This window comes from Streptomyces sp. NPDC043861, assembly GCF_056435905.1.
Genome location: NZ_JBWKDP010000004.1, coordinates 448,373 through 467,775, shown reverse-complemented (window position 1 = coordinate 467,775; position 19,403 = coordinate 448,373). Strand labels below are relative to the sequence as shown.

General features: G+C 70.9%; 15 protein-coding genes and 1 pseudogene. 9 read left to right on the top strand and 7 right to left on the bottom strand.

Features of this window, described 5'->3' with window-relative positions:
* Window positions 1-44: 44 nt before the first annotated feature.
* The 3 genes from AC068D_RS12930 to AC068D_RS12920 all read right to left on the bottom strand — a co-directional run bounded on the left by AC068D_RS12930 (window position 45) and on the right by AC068D_RS12920 (window position 2,338).
* On the bottom strand, window positions 45-770 hold the full coding sequence (locus AC068D_RS12930) for an HNH endonuclease family protein (RefSeq protein WP_478823143.1): 726 nt from the start codon (window positions 768-770) through the stop codon (window positions 45-47).
* A gap of 175 nt (window positions 771-945) precedes the next feature.
* Window positions 946-1,443: a YbaK/EbsC family protein gene (locus AC068D_RS12925; protein ID WP_478823016.1), complete on the bottom strand. Its 498-nt coding sequence runs from the start codon at window positions 1,441-1,443 to the stop codon at window positions 946-948.
* On the bottom strand, window positions 1,370-2,338 hold the full coding sequence (locus AC068D_RS12920) for a DMT family transporter (RefSeq protein WP_478823015.1): 969 nt from the start codon (window positions 2,336-2,338) through the stop codon (window positions 1,370-1,372). The genes AC068D_RS12925 and AC068D_RS12920 overlap by 74 nt, the downstream gene beginning before the upstream one ends.
* An 80-nt stretch (window positions 2,339-2,418) precedes the next feature.
* Here AC068D_RS12920 and AC068D_RS12915 point away from each other — a divergent pair, with 80 nt between their 5' ends.
* The 3 genes and pseudogenes from AC068D_RS12915 (at window position 2,419) to AC068D_RS12905 (ending at window position 3,969) form a co-directional block, all read left to right on the top strand.
* Complete coding sequence (locus AC068D_RS12915; protein WP_478823014.1) at window positions 2,419-3,363, top strand: LysR family transcriptional regulator; 945 nt, start codon at window positions 2,419-2,421, stop codon at window positions 3,361-3,363.
* Between the two features lie 73 nt (window positions 3,364-3,436).
* Window positions 3,437-3,535: pseudogene (locus tag AC068D_RS12910) on the top strand (TetR family transcriptional regulator); the annotation flags it as partial.
* Between the two features lie 104 nt (window positions 3,536-3,639).
* Window positions 3,640-3,969 carry a DUF6191 domain-containing protein gene (locus AC068D_RS12905; RefSeq protein ID WP_478823013.1) on the top strand — a complete coding sequence of 110 codons (330 nt, stop codon included), beginning with the start codon at window positions 3,640-3,642 and terminating at the stop codon, window positions 3,967-3,969.
* Between the two features lie 138 nt (window positions 3,970-4,107).
* On the opposite strand, the gene mfd is transcribed toward AC068D_RS12905, so the two are convergent.
* Window positions 4,108-7,662, bottom strand: a complete 3,555-nt coding sequence (mfd, locus tag AC068D_RS12900) for a transcription-repair coupling factor (RefSeq protein WP_478823012.1) — start codon at window positions 7,660-7,662, stop codon at window positions 4,108-4,110.
* 228 nt (window positions 7,663-7,890) lie between these two features.
* Between mfd and AC068D_RS12895 the strand changes: the two genes are divergently transcribed.
* From AC068D_RS12895 to AC068D_RS12885, 3 genes are read left to right on the top strand one after another with little or no spacing between them, the layout of a single operon-like run.
* Window positions 7,891-8,412 carry a SigE family RNA polymerase sigma factor gene (locus AC068D_RS12895; RefSeq protein ID WP_478823011.1) on the top strand — a complete coding sequence of 174 codons (522 nt, stop codon included), beginning with the start codon at window positions 7,891-7,893 and terminating at the stop codon, window positions 8,410-8,412.
* Entirely contained in the window at window positions 8,405-8,944 is a 540-nt protein-coding gene (locus AC068D_RS12890) for a hypothetical protein (RefSeq protein ID WP_478823010.1), read from the top strand. Before AC068D_RS12895 ends, AC068D_RS12890 begins: the two co-directional genes overlap by 8 nt.
* A 7-nt stretch (window positions 8,945-8,951) precedes the next feature.
* Window positions 8,952-10,451 carry a DUF2079 domain-containing protein gene (locus AC068D_RS12885; RefSeq protein ID WP_478823009.1) on the top strand — a complete coding sequence of 500 codons (1,500 nt, stop codon included), beginning with the start codon at window positions 8,952-8,954 and terminating at the stop codon, window positions 10,449-10,451.
* Between the two features lie 43 nt (window positions 10,452-10,494).
* On the opposite strand, the gene AC068D_RS12880 is transcribed toward AC068D_RS12885, so the two are convergent.
* Window positions 10,495-13,071, bottom strand: a complete 2,577-nt coding sequence (locus tag AC068D_RS12880) for an ABC transporter permease (protein WP_478823008.1) — start codon at window positions 13,069-13,071, stop codon at window positions 10,495-10,497.
* Complete coding sequence (locus AC068D_RS12875) at window positions 13,068-13,856, bottom strand: ABC transporter ATP-binding protein (RefSeq protein ID WP_478823007.1); 789 nt, start codon at window positions 13,854-13,856, stop codon at window positions 13,068-13,070. Before AC068D_RS12875 ends, AC068D_RS12880 begins: the two co-directional genes overlap by 4 nt.
* A 384-nt stretch (window positions 13,857-14,240) precedes the next feature.
* Between AC068D_RS12875 and AC068D_RS12870 the strand changes: the two genes are divergently transcribed.
* From AC068D_RS12870 to AC068D_RS12860, 3 genes are all read left to right on the top strand, one after another.
* The gene (locus AC068D_RS12870) at window positions 14,241-15,806 is read left to right on the top strand and encodes an MFS transporter (RefSeq protein ID WP_478823006.1); all 1,566 of its coding nucleotides are present in this window, start codon (window positions 14,241-14,243) and stop codon (window positions 15,804-15,806) included.
* Window positions 15,807-16,078: 272 nt separating this feature from the next.
* Window positions 16,079-16,549: a DUF485 domain-containing protein gene (locus tag AC068D_RS12865; RefSeq protein ID WP_478823005.1), complete on the top strand. Its 471-nt coding sequence runs from the start codon at window positions 16,079-16,081 to the stop codon at window positions 16,547-16,549.
* Window positions 16,546-18,156: a sodium/solute symporter gene (locus tag AC068D_RS12860; protein ID WP_478823004.1), complete on the top strand. Its 1,611-nt coding sequence runs from the start codon at window positions 16,546-16,548 to the stop codon at window positions 18,154-18,156. The genes AC068D_RS12865 and AC068D_RS12860 overlap by 4 nt, the downstream gene beginning before the upstream one ends.
* A gap of 72 nt (window positions 18,157-18,228) precedes the next feature.
* On the opposite strand, the gene AC068D_RS12855 is transcribed toward AC068D_RS12860, so the two are convergent.
* Window positions 18,229-19,403: SUKH-4 family immunity protein (locus AC068D_RS12855; RefSeq protein WP_478823003.1), on the bottom strand; the 1,175-nt coding region annotated here is incomplete at its 5' end.

Here is a 19,403-nt window from a genome sequence, read left to right as displayed (position 1 = left end):
AAGGCGGCCTCGCTCGCCCGCGGACCCTCGGCCGAGCCTGCCGCTCAGACGCCGCACTGCTCGAGCATCATATTCCTGTCCGCCACCGTGACAGGCAGCTCGTACTTCAGCGCCACCTGCGCGAAGCGCACCGAATACGCGCAGCGGATCTTCTTGTTCGGCGGCAACCAGGACGCGGGCCCCGAGTCCCGCTTCTCCGAGTTGGCGCGCCCTTCGACAGGAAGCAGATTGAGCACGTCGTTCGCCAGTTGCTTGCGCTTGCTCTCCGGCCATCGGGCGGCGCCCATCTGCCAGCTGTAGGACAGCGGGACCACGTGGTCTATCTGCACCTCGGTGGCCTTCGCCTTCTTCCAGTCGATGTCCTTGCCGGTGTACGGGTCGTAAAGGTCCATCGCAACGACCACGCAGTCGGAACCTGAACGGAACTGCACGTGCCGCCCATGGAGTCTCAACAAGTCGTTCCGCGTGTCACAACCATTCCGCGCCAGCGGCACCCCGTCGGCCGTGTCCATCCAGGCGTAGCCGAACTCGTCCCGGGCGTAACCCGTCCTGGGCCCTCGCCCCTTCGTGGACATCTCCGCGATGAGCTCTCGGGCCTCCGCCCTGTCGGCGTCCGCCGTGACGGGCGCAAGGCCGGGTTTCGTACCGTCGGGGTTCGCGAGGGGGCTGATCGCCCGTCCGTCCGGCGCAGCCGGCCCGGATCCCGTCGCGGGGCCGGCCTCCCCGAGTCCTTCGCACCCCGGGACGAGGAGGCCGACGGCAGCCACCAGAAGCGCGGGGCGCAACCAGTGCGGGCCTCGTGCCCACGTGCGGCTCACTTGCCTCTCAGGCAGCACAACGCCTCACTCCCCGCGCACGCTGCGCACGCTCCTCGACCACCGACGAAGCATAGGGACAACGCGTGATCCGACGTGACGAGAGGGTCGAAACAGTGGCCGGAGGCTGTCAGCCCGAGGCCGGACCGGCGATGCGTTCGACTCGTGGCCGGGCCAGGGCGGCGTAGTCGGCGCCGGAGATGACCAGTGAGCGATCGAGGCGTGCGGCGTTGAAGTAGAGGCGCGGCCGTGCAATGACGTCCGGGTCCGCAACGAGTTCGAGTCCGGGGTCGAAACTGAAGGGGAGGACGGTGCCGGGGACGGCCCGGGCCAGTCGTTCGGCCGTGGTGGCGTCGCAGAATCCGACGTAACGCGCGGCGTACAGCGTGCGGATGGCGCCCAGATCCACGCGTCGGTCCCCGGGGACGACCGCGAGCACATGGCGAGTGACCCGCCGGTCGATCTTGACGATCAGCACGAGGCATTTCGCGGCTTCCGATACCGGGTGGCCGCGCAGGGCGCTGACGGCTTCGGTCGTGCCTTCCGGTTCATGGTCAATGAGTTCGTACGCGGTCGCGGTGCTGTCGAGCAGGCTGATCAGTCGCTGGTGCGTGCCGTTGTCCAGCATGGTTCTCCTTGTTCTCGGGGTTGCGATGAGCGCGTTCGACGGCCTGTCCCCAGTACGTTCCGGCGACCATGAGCGTCGCGCCGAGGACGGCGGTCACGGTGAGCCGTTCGCCGCCGAGGCCGATGCCGGCCGCGACGGCCCAGACGGGTTCGGTGCCCAGCAGCAGACTGGCCCTGCCGGCAGAGGTGCGCTGCACGGCCCAGGTCTGGGCGAGGAAGGCGAACAGACTGCAGAACAGGGCGAGATACACGAGCTGGGCCCATGTCGTGGCGTCGGCCCTGGCCAGATCGGGCAGGCCGCTCGCGGCGGGCACCACGAACAGCGCCGAGCCGACGGCCGTCTGGACGGCGGTGAGCTGCAGCGGCCGCACGGGGCGGCGGCTCGTGAGCCGGCCCACGAGCGCCACGTGTGCCGCCCGCACCACCGCGGCGGCGAGCATCAGCAGGTCGCCGAGCTGCGGAGCGCGGAAGCCGCTGCTCGACATGAGCAGTCCGACGGCCAGGAGGCACAGCCCCGTGGCGGCGAAGAAGCGCGGAGGGAGCCGACCGCTTCCGGCTGTGCGGTCCAGCAGGGGGGTGAGCACGATGGTGAGGCTGATGATCAGGCCGGCATTGGCTGCGCTGGTGTGTGCCACACCGTAGGTCTCCAGCACCAGGACGGCCGCCTGTGTGATGCCCAGCAACAGCCCGGCCCGGATCTCCTCCCGTGTACAGCGCCGATCGCGGCGGCGGACGGCGACGAGAGCGAAGCAGGCGATCGCTGAGAGCACGTACCGCGCGAACAGCACCACCAGGACCGGGAGGGCATAGGTGGCCGTCTTCGCCGAAAGGTAGCTGGAGCCCCAGACGACGGCGACAAGGAGAAGCACTGCGTCAGTGCGGCGGGCTTGGATCACGCCCCTACGCTGCACCTCTTCCATGGTGAAGCCAAGGACGAGCTACTTCAACAACGCTTAAGAGCTCCTACACTGTGAAGGTGAACGAACGTCAATTGCAGATCCTGCGGGAGCTCGGTGAGCTGGGAAGCGTCACTGCCGTCGCCGAGGCGCTGCTGATGACTCCGTCGGCGATCTCCCAGCAACTGCGGCTGCTGCAACGTTCGACCCCCGTCCCGCTCACCGAACGCGACGGACGACGGCTGGTGCTCACCGATGCCGGGCAGGCCCTGGCCGACGCGGCGATCGAGGTGGAGACCGCTCTGGCGAAGGCGCGGCACACCCTCGACGACTTCGTCGACCAGCCGGACGCAGAGGTGTCGGTGGCGGCCTTCCACAGCGCGGCCGCGGCCTTGTTCCCGCTTCTGCTGCGCGGCCGGGGCGGCCCCGGCTGCCCGCAACTGTCGTTCGCCGACGAGGACGTCGCGCAGGACCGATTCCCGCAACTGACCCGCGACTACGACCTCGTACTCGCCCACCGCCTGGACCATACGCCTCCCTGGCCGCGCACGGTCACCGCCACCACGCTGCTGCGTGAACCGCTCGACGTCGCCATACCGGCCGGGCATCCACTGGCCGCCGGACAGCGCCTCACCTCGCGAGACGTCGCGGATCAGCCGTGGATCACGGTTCACGACGGCTTTCCGCTGATGGCCACCATCGACGCCATCGCGACCGCCGCGAACCGGCGGCTCGAGATCGCCCATCGCATCAATGACTTCGCGGTGGTCGCCGATGTGGTCGCCGCCGGGGGCGGCCTGGCGCTGATGCCCCGCTGGACCACACGTCCGCATCCGGCGCTGGTCCTCAAACCTCTCGGCGACGTACACGCCCGACGCCACATCGATGTGCTCCATCGCCCGGAACGCGCCGCACGAAGAGCCGTGCGGACGGTTCTCACCGAACTGCACCTCGCAGCCGCGACGATCCGAGACCGGGACACCACCACGGAGTCCGACGCGACTCCGAGCCCTGCCGTCGACTGAACCCGGCCCTCGGCCTCCGAGAACGCCCACCGGCAGCACGAACGCGGAGCAGGAGCGCGCCTCACGGCCGGACCTGGCCGCCGCGCCCGGCGAGGCGGAGGATCTCCGGGACCTCGGCGTCCGGTACGTCCGCTTCGCCACCGCCCACCCGGCGCACTTCCAGGTCGTGTTCCGTCGGCCCGGCCCCGGGAACTCCCAGGCCGGCTGAGCCGTACACAGAGGTGGACCACCACGGTCGGCACCGGTGGACACGGACGGGGAGAGGAGTCGGGGAGCATGCAGTTCGCGGTCTTCATGACCCTGCCCGGCCTGGTCGTCCTGCTGACGCTCGTGGCCCTGGTGGACCAGCTCGCTCTGCGCGCCGGCCGCTCCGGCCTGCTTCCCTGGCGCAACCCGGCCCGTCAGGGCCAGATCTCGGCCACCGGTTTCGAACAGCTCCATGCGACCTTCTCGCCCGGCAAGCAGTCCGAACTCGAGGAACGCCGAAGCGCCCTGCTGCTGCGCGACGACGAGTCCGACGGGGCGCCCCCGCGCTCGACCATCGACCTCGCCGGGGGCACAGCGGTGATCCGTGTGCCCCACCGTCGGCCCGGCACGGGTAGCTAGTGCTGTGACCGGATCCTGCCGGGCGTGCGTGGCGCGCAGACCGCCCGCGTGGACGGACGCCCCCGGGCGAACGCAGGTGAACGGCACGGGCGGACGGACGCACGCGCACCGGCCGGTGTCCGGTGCGCGTGACCGCGCTCAGGACCCCAGGATCGTCGTCAGGAACTCGCCGGTCCACGCCAGCAGTTCCCGGCCGATCACCGGCTTGCCGCCGATCCTGCCGGTGGTCGGACGCGGCACCAGGATCTGCTGGACGGCCGGCTTGATGACGGTCCGCGGGTACAGCCGCTTCAGCCGCAACTCCTGCGACTCCCGCAACTCCACCGGCGCGAAGCGGATGTTCGGCCCCTGGAGGACGATCTCGCCCACTCCGCAGGCCCGCGACAGCATCCGCAGCCCGGCAACCAGCAGCAGGTTCTCCACCGGCTCCGGGAGCTTGCCGTAACGGTCGGTGAGCTCCTCGCGGACGGCCTTGATGTCCTCCTCCGAGTTGGCGGAGGCGATCGCCCGATAGGCCTGGAGCCGCAGCCGCTCACCCGGCGCGTAGTCGTGCGGGACATGCGCGTCGACCGGGAGCTCGATCTTGACCTCCAGCGGCGGCTCCTCCTCGACGCCGCCCTCCAGCGAGGCGCGGTAGTCGGCGACCGCCTCGCCGACCATACGGACGTACAGATCGAAGCCGACGCCCGCGATATGGCCGGACTGCTCGCCGCCGAGCAGATTGCCCGCGCCCCGGATCTCCAGGTCCTTCATCGCGACATACATACCCGCACCCATCTCGGTGTGCTGGGCGATCGTCGCGAGCCGCTCGTGCGCGGTCTCGGTCAGCGGCTTCTCCGGCGGGTAGAGGAAGTACGCGTATCCGCGCTCACGGCCACGGCCGACCCGGCCCCGGAGCTGGTGGAGCTGCGAGAGGCCGAAGTTGTCGCCACGCTCGACGATCAAGGTGTTGGCGTTGGAGATGTCGATGCCGGACTCGACGATCGTCGTCGACACCAGCACGTCGTACTTCTTCTCCCAGAAGTCGACGACGACCTGCTCCAGGGTGCTCTCGCCCATCTGCCCGTGGGCGGTGGCGATCCGGGCCTCCGGCACGATGTCGCGCAGCCGCGCAGCCGCACGGTCGATCGACTCGACACGGTTGTGGATGTAGAAGACCTGGCCCTCGCGCAGCAGTTCACGGCGGATGGCCGCGCCGATCTGCCGCTCCTCGTACGGGCCGACGAAGGTCAGGACCGGGTGCCGCTCCTCCGGCGGGGTGGTGATCGTCGACATCTCACGGATGCCGGTGACCGCCATCTCCAGGGTCCGGGGGATCGGGGTGGCGGACATGGTCAGGACGTCGACGTTCGCACGCAGCTTCTTCAGCTGCTCCTTGTGCTCGACACCGAACCGCTGCTCCTCGTCGACGATGACGAGACCCAGGTCCTTGAACTTGGTCTCGGACGAGAAGAGCCGGTGCGTGCCGATGACGATGTCGACCGAGCCGTCCCGCAGACCCTCGAGGGTCGCCTTCGCCTCCGCGTCCGACTGGAAGCGGGACAGGGCCCGTGTCACCACGGGGAACTGGGAGTAGCGCTCGGAGAACGTCCCGAAGTGCTGCTGCACGAGGAGTGTCGTGGGAACGAGGACGGCGACCTGCTTGCCGTCCTGGACGGCCTTGAAGGCGGCCCGCACGGCGATCTCCGTCTTGCCGTATCCGACATCGCCGCAGATCAGCCGGTCCATCGGGACCGACTTCTCCATGTCCTCCTTCACCTCGGCGATGGTGGACAGCTGGTCGGGCGTCTCCACGTAGGGGAAGGCGTCCTCCAGCTCGCGCTGCCAGGGGGTGTCCGGGCCGAAGGTGTGGCCGGGCGCCGCCATCCGGGCGCTGTACAGCTTGATCAGGTCCGCCGCGATCTCCTTGACCGCCTTCTTCGCGCGCGCCTTGGTCTTCGTCCAGTCGGCGCCGCCGAGCCGGTGCAGCGTCGGGGCCTCGCCGCCCACGTACTTCGTGACCTGCTCCAGCTGGTCGGTCGGAATGTAGAGGCGGTCTCCGGGCTGGCCGCGCTTGGCCGGGGCGTACTCCACGAGCAGGTACTCACGGGTCGCGCCCTGCACGGTGCGCTGCACCATCTCGAGGTAGCGGCCCACGCCGTGCTGCTCGTGCACGATGTAGTCGCCGATCTCCAGGGTGAGCGGGTCGATCTGCTTGCGGCGCCGGGTCGGCATCCGGGTGCCGTCCTTGCCGGCGGCCTTCTGGCCCGACAGGTCCGTCTCGGTCAGTACGGCAATCCTGAGGTTCGGGTCGACGAAGCCGTAGTCGATGGAGCCGCAGGCGACATGCACGACCGACGGGGAGATCTCCCCGAGGTCCGCGTCCAGGCGGGCGGCGATGCCCTCGCCGCCGAGGACCTCGACGGTCCGGGCCGCGGGGCCGTGCGCCTCGGTCACGAACACCGTGCGCCAGCCGTCCGCGAGCCAGCCCTTGGTGTCGGCCAGGGCCCGGGCGGTGTCGCCGCGATAGGTCTCGGGCGCGTGCATCCCGAGCTTGAGGGTGTCGCCCGCCGCGTCGGCGGCGAATGTCTCCGTCAGCTCCTCGTCCGCGGCGAAGGGCGACACCGACCACCACATCATCCCGAGCTCGCGCGCCCGGTCGCGGACATCGGCGATGCCCCACAGCGAGGCCGCGCCGACGTCGATCGGGGCCTGACCGCCGCCCGCCGACGCCGCCCAGGACGCCTGGAGGAACTCCTGCGACGTCGCCACCAGGTCGGCGGCCCGGGTGCGGACCCGCTCCGGGTCGCAGACGACGGCCATCGACCCGGCGGGCAGGACGTCGAGCAGCAGCTCCATGTCGTCCACGAGGACCGGGGCGAGGGACTCCATGCCCTCGACCGCGATGCCCTCGGCGATCCTGCCGAGCAGTTCACCCAGCTCGGGATGGGCCTCGGCGAGCGCCGCGGCCCGCTGCCGCACCTCGTCGGTGAGCAGCAGCTCACGGCACGGCGGCGCCCACAGCCCGTGCTCGGCGACCTCCAGGGAGCGCTGGTCGGCGACCTTGAAGTAGCGGATCTCCTCGACGTCGTCGCCCCAGAACTCGACCCGGAGCGGATGTTCCTCGGTCGGCGGGAACACATCGAGGATGCCGCCGCGCACCGCGAACTCGCCGCGCTTCTCGACCAGCTCCACCCGTGAGTACGCGGCGGCGGCGAGCCCCTCCACCACGTCGTCCAGGTCGGCGGTCCGGCCGCTGCGCAGCGCCACTGGCTCAAGATCCCCGAGACCCTTCACCTGCGGCTGCAGCACGGACCGCACCGGCGCGACGACGACGCTCACGGGACCGGCGGCCGGGTCGTCCTGCGACGGGTGCGCGAGCCTGCGCAGCACCGCGAGCCGCCGGCCCACGGTGTCGGACCTGGGCGAGAGCCGCTCATGGGGCAGGGTCTCCCAGGAGGGATACTCGACGACCGTGTCCGGGTCGAGCAGCGAGCGCAGCGCCGCGGCGAGATCCTCGGCCTCCCGCCCGGTCGCGGTCACGGCCAGCACCGGGCGGCCCGCCTCACGTGCCAGGGCGGCGACGGCGAAGGGCCGGACCGCCGGCGGCCCGACCAGGTCGACATGGCTGCGGTGACCGTCGGTGGCGGCCTTCACCGCTTCGGCGAGCGCGGGGTCACGTACAACGGCGTCGAGCAGACCGTGCAGGCTCATGAAGGGTTCCGTCCGGGATCCGATGGGGCGGGCAAGGGGAGTGGGCAACGCGAAGGGCCCGACACGTCTGGGGTCCCCCATGTCGAAGACCAGGGGCGGGCCGGGGATCTCCAGGGTAAACCGCCGGGATTTTCGGTGCGCCTGTAAACCGGGTGCCCGTCCCGGGCGTATACCCCGCGAGATCTCACCACCGCCGAAGAACCACCACGCACGACTACGGAGCCGCACGTGACCGACGAGGAGTTCGAAGAGTTCTATGCGCACTCCGTGAAACAGCTGGTCGGGCAGGTGTACCTGATGACCGGGGACCTCCATGAGGCACAGGACGTCGTCCAGGAGGCGTTCGTACGGGCCTGGGGACGCCGGTCCAAGCTCCAGCGCGACGCCGGGCCCGAGGCCTGGATCAGGACGGTCGCCTGGAGACTCGCGGTCAGCCGGTGGCGTCGGCGCGGCCGGGCGGCGGAGGCATGGCGGCGGCACCAGGCGGGGCGGGTCCCGGCCGCGCCGGAGCCCGGTCCCGGCACCGTCGCCCTGGTGACGGCGCTGCGGCGGCTTTCCGAGCGGCAGCGGCGGGTGGCCGTACTGCACTACGTGTGCGATCTGTCCGTGGACCAGGTGGCCGCCGAGACCGGCATAGCCGCGGGAACCGTGAAGTCGCACCTGTCCCGCGCGAGGACCGCACTCGCGCCCCATCTCGACGACTCGATCGACGCGATCGGCTCGCTCATGCCGGAGGAGCACGGTGTCTGACCACTACGCACGCGACGAGCGCGACGACGATGCGCTCGCGGATGCCCTGAAGCGGGCCGCATCGGCGGGCGGAGCCCTGGTCGTGCCCGCCCCCGCCGACCAGGTATCGGCTCTGGGCGCGCGCCGCAGGGCACGCAGGGTCGCGGTGGCTGCGGCGTGCGCGGTGTGCCTGTTCACGGGCGGCGCCACGACCGCAGCGGTGCAGCTGACCTCGGACGGCCCCACGGCACCCGCCGCACCTCCCGTGCCCGTCGACTCGGGCAACGGACGGTCCCCGGCGCCGTCCCCGGGCACCCCGAGTGTGCCGCCGTCGCAGTCCCCGCCCGCACAGCCGTCGTCCTCGTCGACCCCGACGACGCCCGAGTCGGTGCCGCACTGGGGGGACGAGTGGCCCGGCACCAGCGCCCCGCCGCCGGGGCCCGACGCCTCCGTCAGCCCCAGCGCCCCACCACCCACGCCGGACGGCTCCGTCACCCCTGACGCCACGTCGTCCGACCTCCCGATCGGCACCTCTTCACCGGGCGCAGGCTGACGGCCCCGTGTCCACAGCGTTCCCCGCCCCGCCCGGCAGCAGTGCGGCGCCGCAGGAGGCCGTACCCGAATCGCGCACCGGACCGGGCGGCGGCCTGCTCCAGCTCAGCGTGCGACGGCGTCCGGCCCTCAGCGCGATGCGAGCCGCGGCAGTTCCGTACGTGCTCGCCGCCGCTCTCTTCCTCGCCTATGCGACTGTCTCCGTCTGCCGCTACCGGCGACTGGAGACGCGATCATGGGACCTCGGCATCTTCGAGCAGGCGGTTCGCGCATACAGCCGGCTCTCGACGCCGGTCGCCGATCTGAAGGGCCCCGGGGCACTCATCCTGGGCGACCATTTCAGTCCGGTGACCGCGCTGCTCGCGCCCGCGTACCGGATGTTCCCCACGCCGGTCACCCTGCTGATCGCGCAGGCCGCGCTCTTCGCGCTGTCCGCCGTACCGGTCGCCCGGGCCTCGGGCCGGCTGCTGGGGCGCGGCACCGGGCTCGCCGTGGGCGTGGCGTACGGACTGTCGTGGGGGCTGCAGCGGGCCGTCGACTTCGACTTCCACGAGATCGCGTTCGCGGTACCGCTGCTGGCGTTCGCTCTGGAGGCGGTGCTCGCCCGGCGGTGGCGGGCCGCCCTGCTGTGGGCGCTGCCGCTGGTGCTGGTCAAGGAGGACCTGGGGCTCACCGTCAGCGCACTGGCGCTGGTCGTGGCGTGGCGGGCGCGCGGGCAGGCCCGGTGGGTGCGGTACGCCTTCGCCGTCGCAGCGTTCGGCGTCGTGGCGGTACTGGTGACGGTCATGCTGGTCATCCCCGCCTTCAACGCGGGTGGTGACTACGACTACTGGGGGAGGCTGGGCAGCGGCGGCAATCCGCTCACCACGGCCGTCGGCACCAAGCTGCACACGGCGGTCTGGCTGTTGGTGCCCACGACCGGACTGCTCGCTCTGCGTTCCCCCGTGCTCCTCGTCGCCCTTCCCACCGTCGGCTGGCGGTTCCTGTCCTCGTACGACCCCTACTGGGGCACGGACTGGCACTACAACGCGGTGCTCATGCCCGTGCTGTTCCTCGCGTTCGCCGACGCGGTGGCCACCTCCCGGCGCAGCGTGCGCAGGCCCTGGCTGCGTGCGTACGCCCATCACGCACCCGCCTGCGTCGCGGCGGTCGCCCTCGCGCTCACCACGGCCGAGCCGCTGTCCACGCTCACCGACCCGGCCGCGTACCGCACAAGCCCTCGGGTGACCGCCGTCGAAAGACTGCTGGACCGCATCCCCGACGACGCCACCGTCGAGGCGAACACCGGCCCGGTCAGCCGCCTCACCTCCCGCTGCCGCGTGTTCTGGGTCGGCGACCCGCGCAATCCGGCACCGGACTTCATCGCCCTGAACGTGCGCTCCGGCTGGGTCGACGACCCGGTCGCCTACGCGAAGGACCTGCATCCACGGGCCCGTTACACGATCACGGGCGCGGTCGCCGGCTACGTACTCCTGGAGAAGGGTCGGGGAACGGCTCCGGCCCGGTGAGCGTGGAGGACGCTCACCGGGCCGGAGCCGCCATCCTACGGAGCTATTCGGTGGCGATGGCGTTCAGGACGTTCATCCGGCCCGCCCGGAACGCCGGGACCAGCGCCGCGAACAGTCCCACGAAGGCCGAACCCACGAAGACCGTCAGGATCGTCGGCCACGGGATCTCCAGGACCCCGAGACCTTCCAGGGCCAGCAGTTTCTGCGACGCCGTGCCCCAGCCCAGGCCCAGGCCCAGGCCGAGCAGAGCGCCGAAGAGGGCGATGACCACCGACTCCAGGCGGATCATGCGGCGCAGCTGGCGGCGTGAGAGGCCGATGGCGCGCATCAGGCCGATCTCCCGGGTGCGTTCGACCACCGACAGGGCCAGGGTGTTCACCACGCCGAGCACCGCGACGATGATCGCGAGCGCGAGCAGGCCGTAGACGATGTTCAGCAGCTGGCCGACCTGGTCCTTGAGGTCCTGCTTGAAGTCGGTCTGGTCCAGCACCCGGTACTGCGGGTAGGCGGCGAGCGACTTCTTGAGTGCCGCGTACGCCTCCTTCTCCTCGCCCTCCTGTGCCGAGGCGAACATCATGAAGTTCTGCGGCAGTTTGTCGGCCGACAGATACTGCCGGGCGGTCGTGATGTTGATGTACATCGCGCCCTTGTCGACGCTGGTGTCGTCCGAGGTGATGGCCGCGACCCTCAGCCCGGCCTTCCCACCGCCCTCGAACGCGACCGTCACCGTGTCGCCGACCTTGATGCCGTGCTCCTTGGCGTAGCCGTCGCCGACGGACATGGCGTTCTTGCCGTACGCCGCCGCCAGCTCGCCGGCCACCATCTCCCGCCGCAGGTCCTCGGCGTACGTCGGGTCGGCGGCGGACAGCACCGTCTGCTCGGTCCTGCCGTCGCGTGAGGTCAGCCGCGCCTTCACCAGCTTGTACTCGGTGACGTGCGCGATTCCCGGCGTCCTCTCCAGGGCCCGGCTCGCCTTCGGGGTGATCGGCTGCATGTTGGTCGACTGGATGATGAAGTCCGCACCGACGGACTTGTCCAGCTCATCGGTCGCCGAGGCGACCATGGAGGAGCCGACGACGGACAGGCAGGCGACCAGCGCGAGGCCGATCATCAGCGCGGCGCCGGTGGCACCGGTGCGGCGCGGGTTGCGCAGTGCGTTGCGCTCGGCCATCCGGCCGACGGGCCCGAATACCCGCAGCACGACGGCGCTGATGGCACGGACCACGAAGCCCGCGAGCAACGGGCCGACGACGATGAAGCCGATGAGGCTGAGAACGACGCCCAGACCGAGCCAGAGCGATCCCTCGGCGGCCTTGTCGGTCTGTGTCGCCGTCCACAACGCCGCCGCTCCGGCACCCGTGAGGACCAGGCCGAGGCCGCCCCGTACGAGCCCCGCCTTGCCGTCCGCCGGTGTACCGGCTTCGCGCAGGGCGGCCATCGGGGAGACCTTGCCCGCCCGGCGGGCCGGGATGTAGGCGGCCAGGACGGTCACGACGATGCCGAGGACGAGACCGACCGCCGGAGTGGTCCACTTGACGGTCAGATCCTGGGTGGACAGTTCCATCCCCATGGAGGACATGAGCTCCATCAGCCCGACCGCGAGGCCGACACCGGCGGCGACACCCGCGATGGACCCGACGATGCCGAGCAGCAGTGCCTCGACCAGGACCGAGCGGTTGACCTGCTTGCGGCTCGATCCGATGGCGCGCATCAGACCGATCTCCCGGGTGCGCTGGGCGACCAGCATCGAGAAGGTGTTGACGATGAGGAAGATGCCGACGAGGACGGCGATCCCGGCGAAGCCGAGCATCGCGTACTTCATGACGTCGAGGAAACCACCGACGTCCTCGCGGCCTGCGTCCGCCGCTTCCTCCTGGGTCTGGAACTTGTACGGTGCGGCGTCGACCGCTGCGATGACGTTCTTCTTCAGCTGGTCGTCGCTGACGCCGGACGCGGCGGAGACGGTGATGTGGGTGAACAGTCCGGTCCTGCCGAGAAGCTGGCGCTGCGCGGTGGTGGTGTCGAAGTAGACCACGGCCGCGCCCGGGTTCGTGACCTTGAAGGAGACGATGCCGGAGATCCTGGCGGTGAAGTCGCCGGTGACGGCGATGGTGCGCAGCTCGTCACCGATCTCGAGCTCGTGCTTCTCGGCGGTGTCGGCGTCGATCATCACCTCGGTGGGGCCGCGTGGCGCGTGGCCCGAGGTGATCTCCATCGAGCGCAGTTCTCCCTGCGTCCAGTTGCCGGCGATGGTCGGGGCTCCGGTGGTCGAGCCCATGTTCTTGTTGTCCGCGTCGACGACGGTGACGCTCATGGAGACGACCGCGCCTTCGGCGGACCGGACGCCGTCGGCCTTCTCCACCTGCGGGAGGAGAGAGGCGGGCAGGGTCTCGGGCTTGCCGTTCGCCGGCATCTCGTCGCCGGTGGCCGCCTTCTTGGGGCTGACCGTGACATCGGCCGCCGTCGCCGCGAAGAGCTTGTCGAAGGTGGCGTTCATGGTGTCGCTGAAGACGAGCGTGCCGGACACGAACGCGACCGAGAGCAGGACGGCGACGGCGGAGAGCGCCATACGCCCCTTGTGGGCGAAGAAGCTGCGCAGGGAGGTCTTGAATACGGTCACGAGGTCCGCCCCCGGGCGTCGAAGTCCTTCATCCGGTCCAGGACCTGGTCGGCCGTCGGGTTGAACATCTCGTCGACGATGCGTCCGTCGGCGAGGTAGAGCACACGGTCCGCGTAGGAGGCGGCGACCGGGTCGTGGGTGACCATGACGATGGTCTGGCCGAGCTCGTCGACCGACCGGCGCAGGAAGCTCAGAACCTCCGCCCCGGCGCGGGAGTCCAGGTTTCCGGTCGGCTCGTCACCGAAGATGATCTCGGGCCGGGCCGCCAGGGCGCGGGCCACGGCGACGCGCTGCTGCTGGCCTCCGGAGAGCTGGGTGGGGCGGTGCTTCAGCCGGTCCGCGAGACCCACGGTCTCCACCACCCGGTTCAGCCAGACCGCGTCCGGCTTGCGGCCGGCGATGTCCATGGGAAGCGTGATGTTCTCCAGGGCGTTGAGCGTCGGCAGCAGGTTGAACGCCTGGAAGACAAAGCCGATACGGTCCCGGCGCAGCTGGGTGAGCTTCTTGTCCTTCAGCCCGGTGATCTCGGTGTCGTCGATGTGGATCTCGCCCGAGGTCACGGTGTCGAGTCCGGCGAGGCAGTGCATCAGAGTGGACTTGCCGGAGCCCGACGGGCCCATGATCGCGGTGAACTGGCCACGCATGATGTCCACATCGACGTGGTCGAGCGCGACGACCCGCGTCTCCCCGGAGCCGTACGCCTTGACGACCTGTCGCGCTCGCGCGGCGACGGCCGTACGCCCTCCGGTACCCCCATGTGCGGGAATGGTCACAGCCGTTGTCACGGTATGTCTCCAATGTCGGTGAATAGAGCGGTGAACGCCGCGTGCGATCCGAGTGTCGTGTGCGGCGAGGTGGTGGCGCGATGGTGCCCGGCACCCTCTTCGAGCGGGGGTTTTCCCCACCCCGGCAGGGGACTCCGGCCCACCCCCGGCGCATCGGCCCCCACCCGGGCGGACCGTTCCGCCGTAAGACCAAGCTAAAGAACGAGCCCTGCCGCTCTCGTCCTCCGGCGGAACGAACGGCCCCTGGCCGGAAGTAAGGAGTCCCCCTTAGGGGTTCCGGCCCCGGGAACGACGCCGCTCCCCGGGAAGGCTGACCCCTCCCCCTACGTGAGGTGCAAGTGAGAAGGTGTCCGACGGAGATACGTGCATAGGGAAGGGATCTTGATGAGCGGAGGCGGCACGAACGCGCACGGTGGCGACAGCGGCGCGGGCAGGGGCCGCACCGAGGCGAAGGGCACGGGGCCGGCCCCTGCGACGGCCCCGTCCGGCGGTCGCGGACGGGTGGTCGCCGCACTGATGCTCGGCATGGCGCTGGCGGCGCTCGACGGCACCGTCGTCTCGACCGCCGTGCCGCAGATCGTCGGCGACCTGGGCGGCTTCTCGGTCTTCTCCTGGCTGTTCTCCGGCTATCTGCTCGCCGCGACCGTGACCCTGCCCGTGTACGGGAAGCTCTCCGACACCTTCGGCCGCAAACCCGTCCTGATCGCGGGCATCGTCCTCTTCCTGGCCGGCTCCCTGCTGTGTGCCGCCGCATGGAACATGGCCTCGCTCATCGCGTTCCGCATCGTCCAGGGCCTGGGCGGCGGCGCGCTCCAGGGCACGGTCCAGACGATCGCGGCCGATCTGTACCCGCTGAAGGAGCGCCCGAAGATCCAGTCGAAGCTGTCCACGGTATGGGCGGTGTCGGCGGTCGCGGGCCCGGCGGTGGGCGGTCTGCTCACCACCTACGCCGACTGGCGCTGGATCTTCCTGATCAATCTGCCCGTCGGGGCTGTCGCGCTCTGGCTGATAGCCCGCCATCTGACCGAGCCGGCACGGAACACACGGCACCGGGGCACGCACTCCCGCATCGACTGGCCCGGAGCGCTGTCCGTCTTCGTCACCGGGAGCCTGCTGCTCACCGCCCTCGTACAGGGCGGGGTCGCCTGGCCCTGGCTGTCCCCGCCCTCGCTGGGACTGTTCGCGGCCAGTGCGCTGGGCGCCGCCGTCACCGTGCTGATCGAACGGAGGGCGGCCGAGCCGGTCATACCCGGCTGGGTGTGGCGGCGCCGCACCATCGCGGCGGTCAATCTGGCCCTGGGTGCGCTCGGCCTGCTGATGGTGGCACCGACGGTCTTCCTCCCCACCTACGCCCAGTCGGTGCTCGGACTCGGCCCGATCGCGGCCGGATTCGTGCTCTCCGTGATGACGCTGAGCTGGCCGGTCAGTGCGGCGTACGCCAATCGCGTCTACAGCCGTATCGGCTTCCGCGACACCGCCGTCATCGGCATCGGAGGGGCGATGCTGGTCATCCTGGCGTTCCCGCTGCTGCTCCCCTACCCGGGCGAGGCATGGCAGCCGGCGCTGATCATGCTGCTGCTCGGGGCGGCACTCGGGTTCTTCCAGCTGCCGCTGATCGTAGGCGTCCAGTCGACCGTGCCCTGGGCCGAGCGCGGGACGACGACCGCGTCGGTGCTGTTCTGCCGCCAGGTGGGCCAGTGCGTCGGAGCCGCGGCCTTCGGGGCGCTCGCCAACACGGTGCTCACGTCCCGGCTCGGCGGTTCAGGGAACCTGGACTCGGTCGCACGCTCCCTGGCCGACGGCGGTTCGACAGCGGAGCCCCTGCGGCGGGCCGTCGCGGCGGCGGTCGACCATGTGTACCTGGGTGCCGCGGGGGCGGCAGGGCTGGCGCTGCTGGTTCTTCTGCTGCTCGCGCCGCGCCGCTTCCCCGTACTGGGCGAGCACGAATGACCCCGTCCGGCGGCGCGGACCGGCCGGGCGGCGAGAGGGCAGTTGGCCGCCCCAGACCTCGCCGTAACCGGACACTCCCCCTCCGCATCGACTGCGACCTGCGCACCTTCACGTGACCCTACTGTTGCCGAACTGACATACCGAACAGTCGGTAACCCTCTTACGCGACCCCGGTACCGGCAAGTAACGTGCGCGCTTCCACCGCGACTCCCCCACGCACGGCGCGCTGGGGGGACCCCCAGTCCGCGAGGGCCGCCGCAAGGAGCCGCACCATGTCGTACGACCAGTACTTTCCCGAGCCCCCCGCCCCGGCGGGGCAGGTCTGGCACGCCCCGCCACCGCAGCAGCCCGTGCCCACCGCGCCCCGGCACGACGAACTCCACCGGCTCCGCTCGGGCTACCGCAGGCTGCGTCGCGTCGCGACCTTCACCGCTCTCGGCTACTTCGTGCTCTTCCTTCTGCTCTCCGGCTACGCCCCCGGCCTGATGACCGGCCAGATCGACGGCGGCCTCACCATCGGTCTGCTGCTGGGCCTGCTCACCCTGCCGGTCGCCCTGGCCGCGATCGCGGTGTACGAGCGCATCGCGCGTCGCCGCGTCGACCCGCTCGCCGCGGAGATCCGGTACCGGGCCGAGCAGGCCGACCAGGAGGCCCGCGCGGCCCGCGTGCCCGAGCCCCGCCGGGGCGGGAGCCGCCCCGGCTCCTACGGGTGGGACCTGCCGACGGGAGGCATGCGTTCATGACCGGCTTCAGCTCCGACGCCCAGACCATGTCCTTCGTCGCGTTCATCGCCGTCGTCACGATCACGCTGCTGCTGTGTGTGATGACCGGACCCGACCGCGACGACCTGGGCGAGTTCTACACCGGCTACCGCTCCCTCTCCCCCGTGCAGAGCGGCCTGGCCATCGCCGGTGACTACATCTCCGCGTCGACCGTGCTCGCCACCATCGGCGTCATCTCGCTCGTCGGCTACGACGGACTGACGCTCGCCCTGAGCACCGTGCTCTCCCTGGTCCTGATGATGTTCCTGCTCGCCGAACCGCTGCGGAACGCGGGCCGCTTCACCATGGGGGACGTCCTCACCCGGCGCAACCCCGCCCCCGCCGTGCGGATCACGGCCTGCGCGGTCACCCTGGCGGCGCTGCTGCCGCTGGTGATCTTCCAGCTCGCCGGAGCGGGCGATCTGCTCGCCTTCGTCCTCGGCTTCGACGCGGACGGCTTCAAGACCGGGTCCATCGTCGCCCTGGGCGTGCTGATGATCGCGTACGCAGCGATCGGCGGGATGAAGGGCACCGCATTCATCCAGATCGTGAAGACCGTCGTCCTGCTCGGCGCCGCCACGGTCATCGCCCTGCTCGTGCTGGACCGCTTCGACTTCAGCCTGCCCACACTGCTGGACGCGGCCGCCAAGGGCAGCGGGGCGGGAGACGCCTATCTCGCCTCCGGACTGCAGTTCGACGACGACCTGGACATGATCAGCGCACAGCTGACGGTGGTGCTCGGGGCGGCGGTGCTGCCGCACATCACGATGCGCATGTTCACCTCGCGCAACGCCACCTCCGTACGGCGCTCGATGTCCTGGGCGGTCTCGACCGTCGTCGTGACCTGTCTGCTGCTCGCCGTGATCGGCTTCGGAGCGGCCGCGATCGTCGGGCACAAGGGGCTCGTCGCGGGCGACCCGCAGGGCAAGACCGCGTTCCTGCAGGTCAGTCAAGCCCTGCTGGGCACGGACACGACCGCCGTCGAGAGCCTGCTGTTCACCGCCGTGGCCACCGCGGTCTTCCTCACCCTGCTCGCCTCGGTCGCCGGGATCACCCTGGCCTGCGCCAACACGCTCGCGCACGACCTCATCGCACACGGTCTGCGCCGCCGCGCCGAGCTGAAGGAGTCCACCGAGATGGCCGTGGCCCGCGCGGCCGCCGCGGGCGTCGGCCTCACCGCCATCGCCCTCGCGGCATACGCCCGCGACTGGAACCTCCAGGCGATGGTCACGCTCTCTTTCTGCATCGGCGCATCGTCCGTCGCCCCCGCCCTCGTCTACAGCCTCTTCTGGCGCCGCTACACCCGCGGGGGCCTGCTCAGCACCCTCATCGTGGGCGCCCTCTCGGCGATCCTCCTGATGACGGGCAGCAATCTGGTGTCCGGTTCACCGCAGTCCGTGTTCCCCGAACAGGACTTCAACTGGTTCCCGTTCACCACGACGGGCCTCGTCTCGGTCCCGCTGGGCTTCCTGGCCGGCTGGCTCGGCACGGTGCTCTTCCCCGGTGACGCCTCGGACCAGCAGCACAGCTACGAGGCGGTCGAGCCGACGATCCTGGCCGGCGTCACCACGGCCACGCCATCGAGGTGACCGACGGCTGCAAAGCGAGCGCCCGGCCTGCGACACGCAGGCCGGGCGCTTCTTTCCGTACGGGACAGCCCTTTAGAGCAGCCCGTCCCACATCTGCTCCAGCAGCACCGACCACCAGCTCTCGGGCGACGACAGCGCCGCCGGATCGACGGCCGCGAGCTGCGCCTGGAAGTCGACCGTCCAGCGCCCGGCCTGCTCCGGGTTGAGGCCGTAGCGCAGGCGCCACATACGGCCGAGGAGAGCCAGCGAGCGAGTGAACTCCGGGAGGCCGCTGTTCACGAACTGCGGCGCCACCGGCTGACCGCCGGGTCCCGCCTCGACCGGGACCGCGACGATCTGCGCAGTGCCGTACTGGACACAGATCGCCTTGCCGAAGTCGCTGCCGACGACCAGGTACGAACCGGCGTCCGAAGCCGGCTGCACCTGCCGCTGGGCGGCGAGCTCCGCGAGCGTCGGCACGACCGGCTGGGCGGGCTGCGCCCAGAAGAACGGACCGAAGTCGGCCGGCAGACCCGCCCACACCAGCGTGCGCGCAACGACCTCCGGCACTCCCTGGCGGGACACCGCCCGCTGGTCGAACCGGCAGATGCCCTGCGGTCCGAACGCTCCCACGAGCTCCTGCGCGATCGCCTCCGGCGGAACCGGCGGGGCGGGCTGGACCGGCGGCAGCGGCGCGCGCACCGGCGCCGGCCGGGCCGGACCGTCCGCGACCTGGTGCAACTCACCCTGGTGGGTGAGCAGTTGCTGCATACCGCCCTGACGGCTCGCGTGGTCCTTGCCGTACGGGGCGATATTGGTGATCCGCGCCTGCGGCCAGGTCTCCCGGATCATCCGGGCGCAGTAACCGCCCGGCAGCCCGCAGGACTCCAGCTCGGTGTGCAACTCGAGCACCTGGTCGTTGGGGACGTTCATCGCGCGCAGCTCATGGAAGATCTGCCACTCGGGGTGCGGGGTGCCCGGCGCCGAGCGGCGGATGAGCTGCTGCTCGGAGCCGTCCGGCGCCCGGTAGCGCAGCACCGCCTGGTAGCCGGGACCGACGGTCGGCACTCCGGCGGGAGGCTGCTGCGGGTAGCCGTAGGCCGGCGGCTGCGGCCCGGGGCCCGGGACGCCAGGAGGCGCCTGGCCCGGGCCGGCCAGCATCGTCGCGGCGTGGTGGGCACCGCCGCCCGGAGGCACACCGGGGGCACCGGGCGGACCCGGAGGCTGCGGCGCACCGGGCGGACCCGGAGGCTGCGGCACACCCGGAT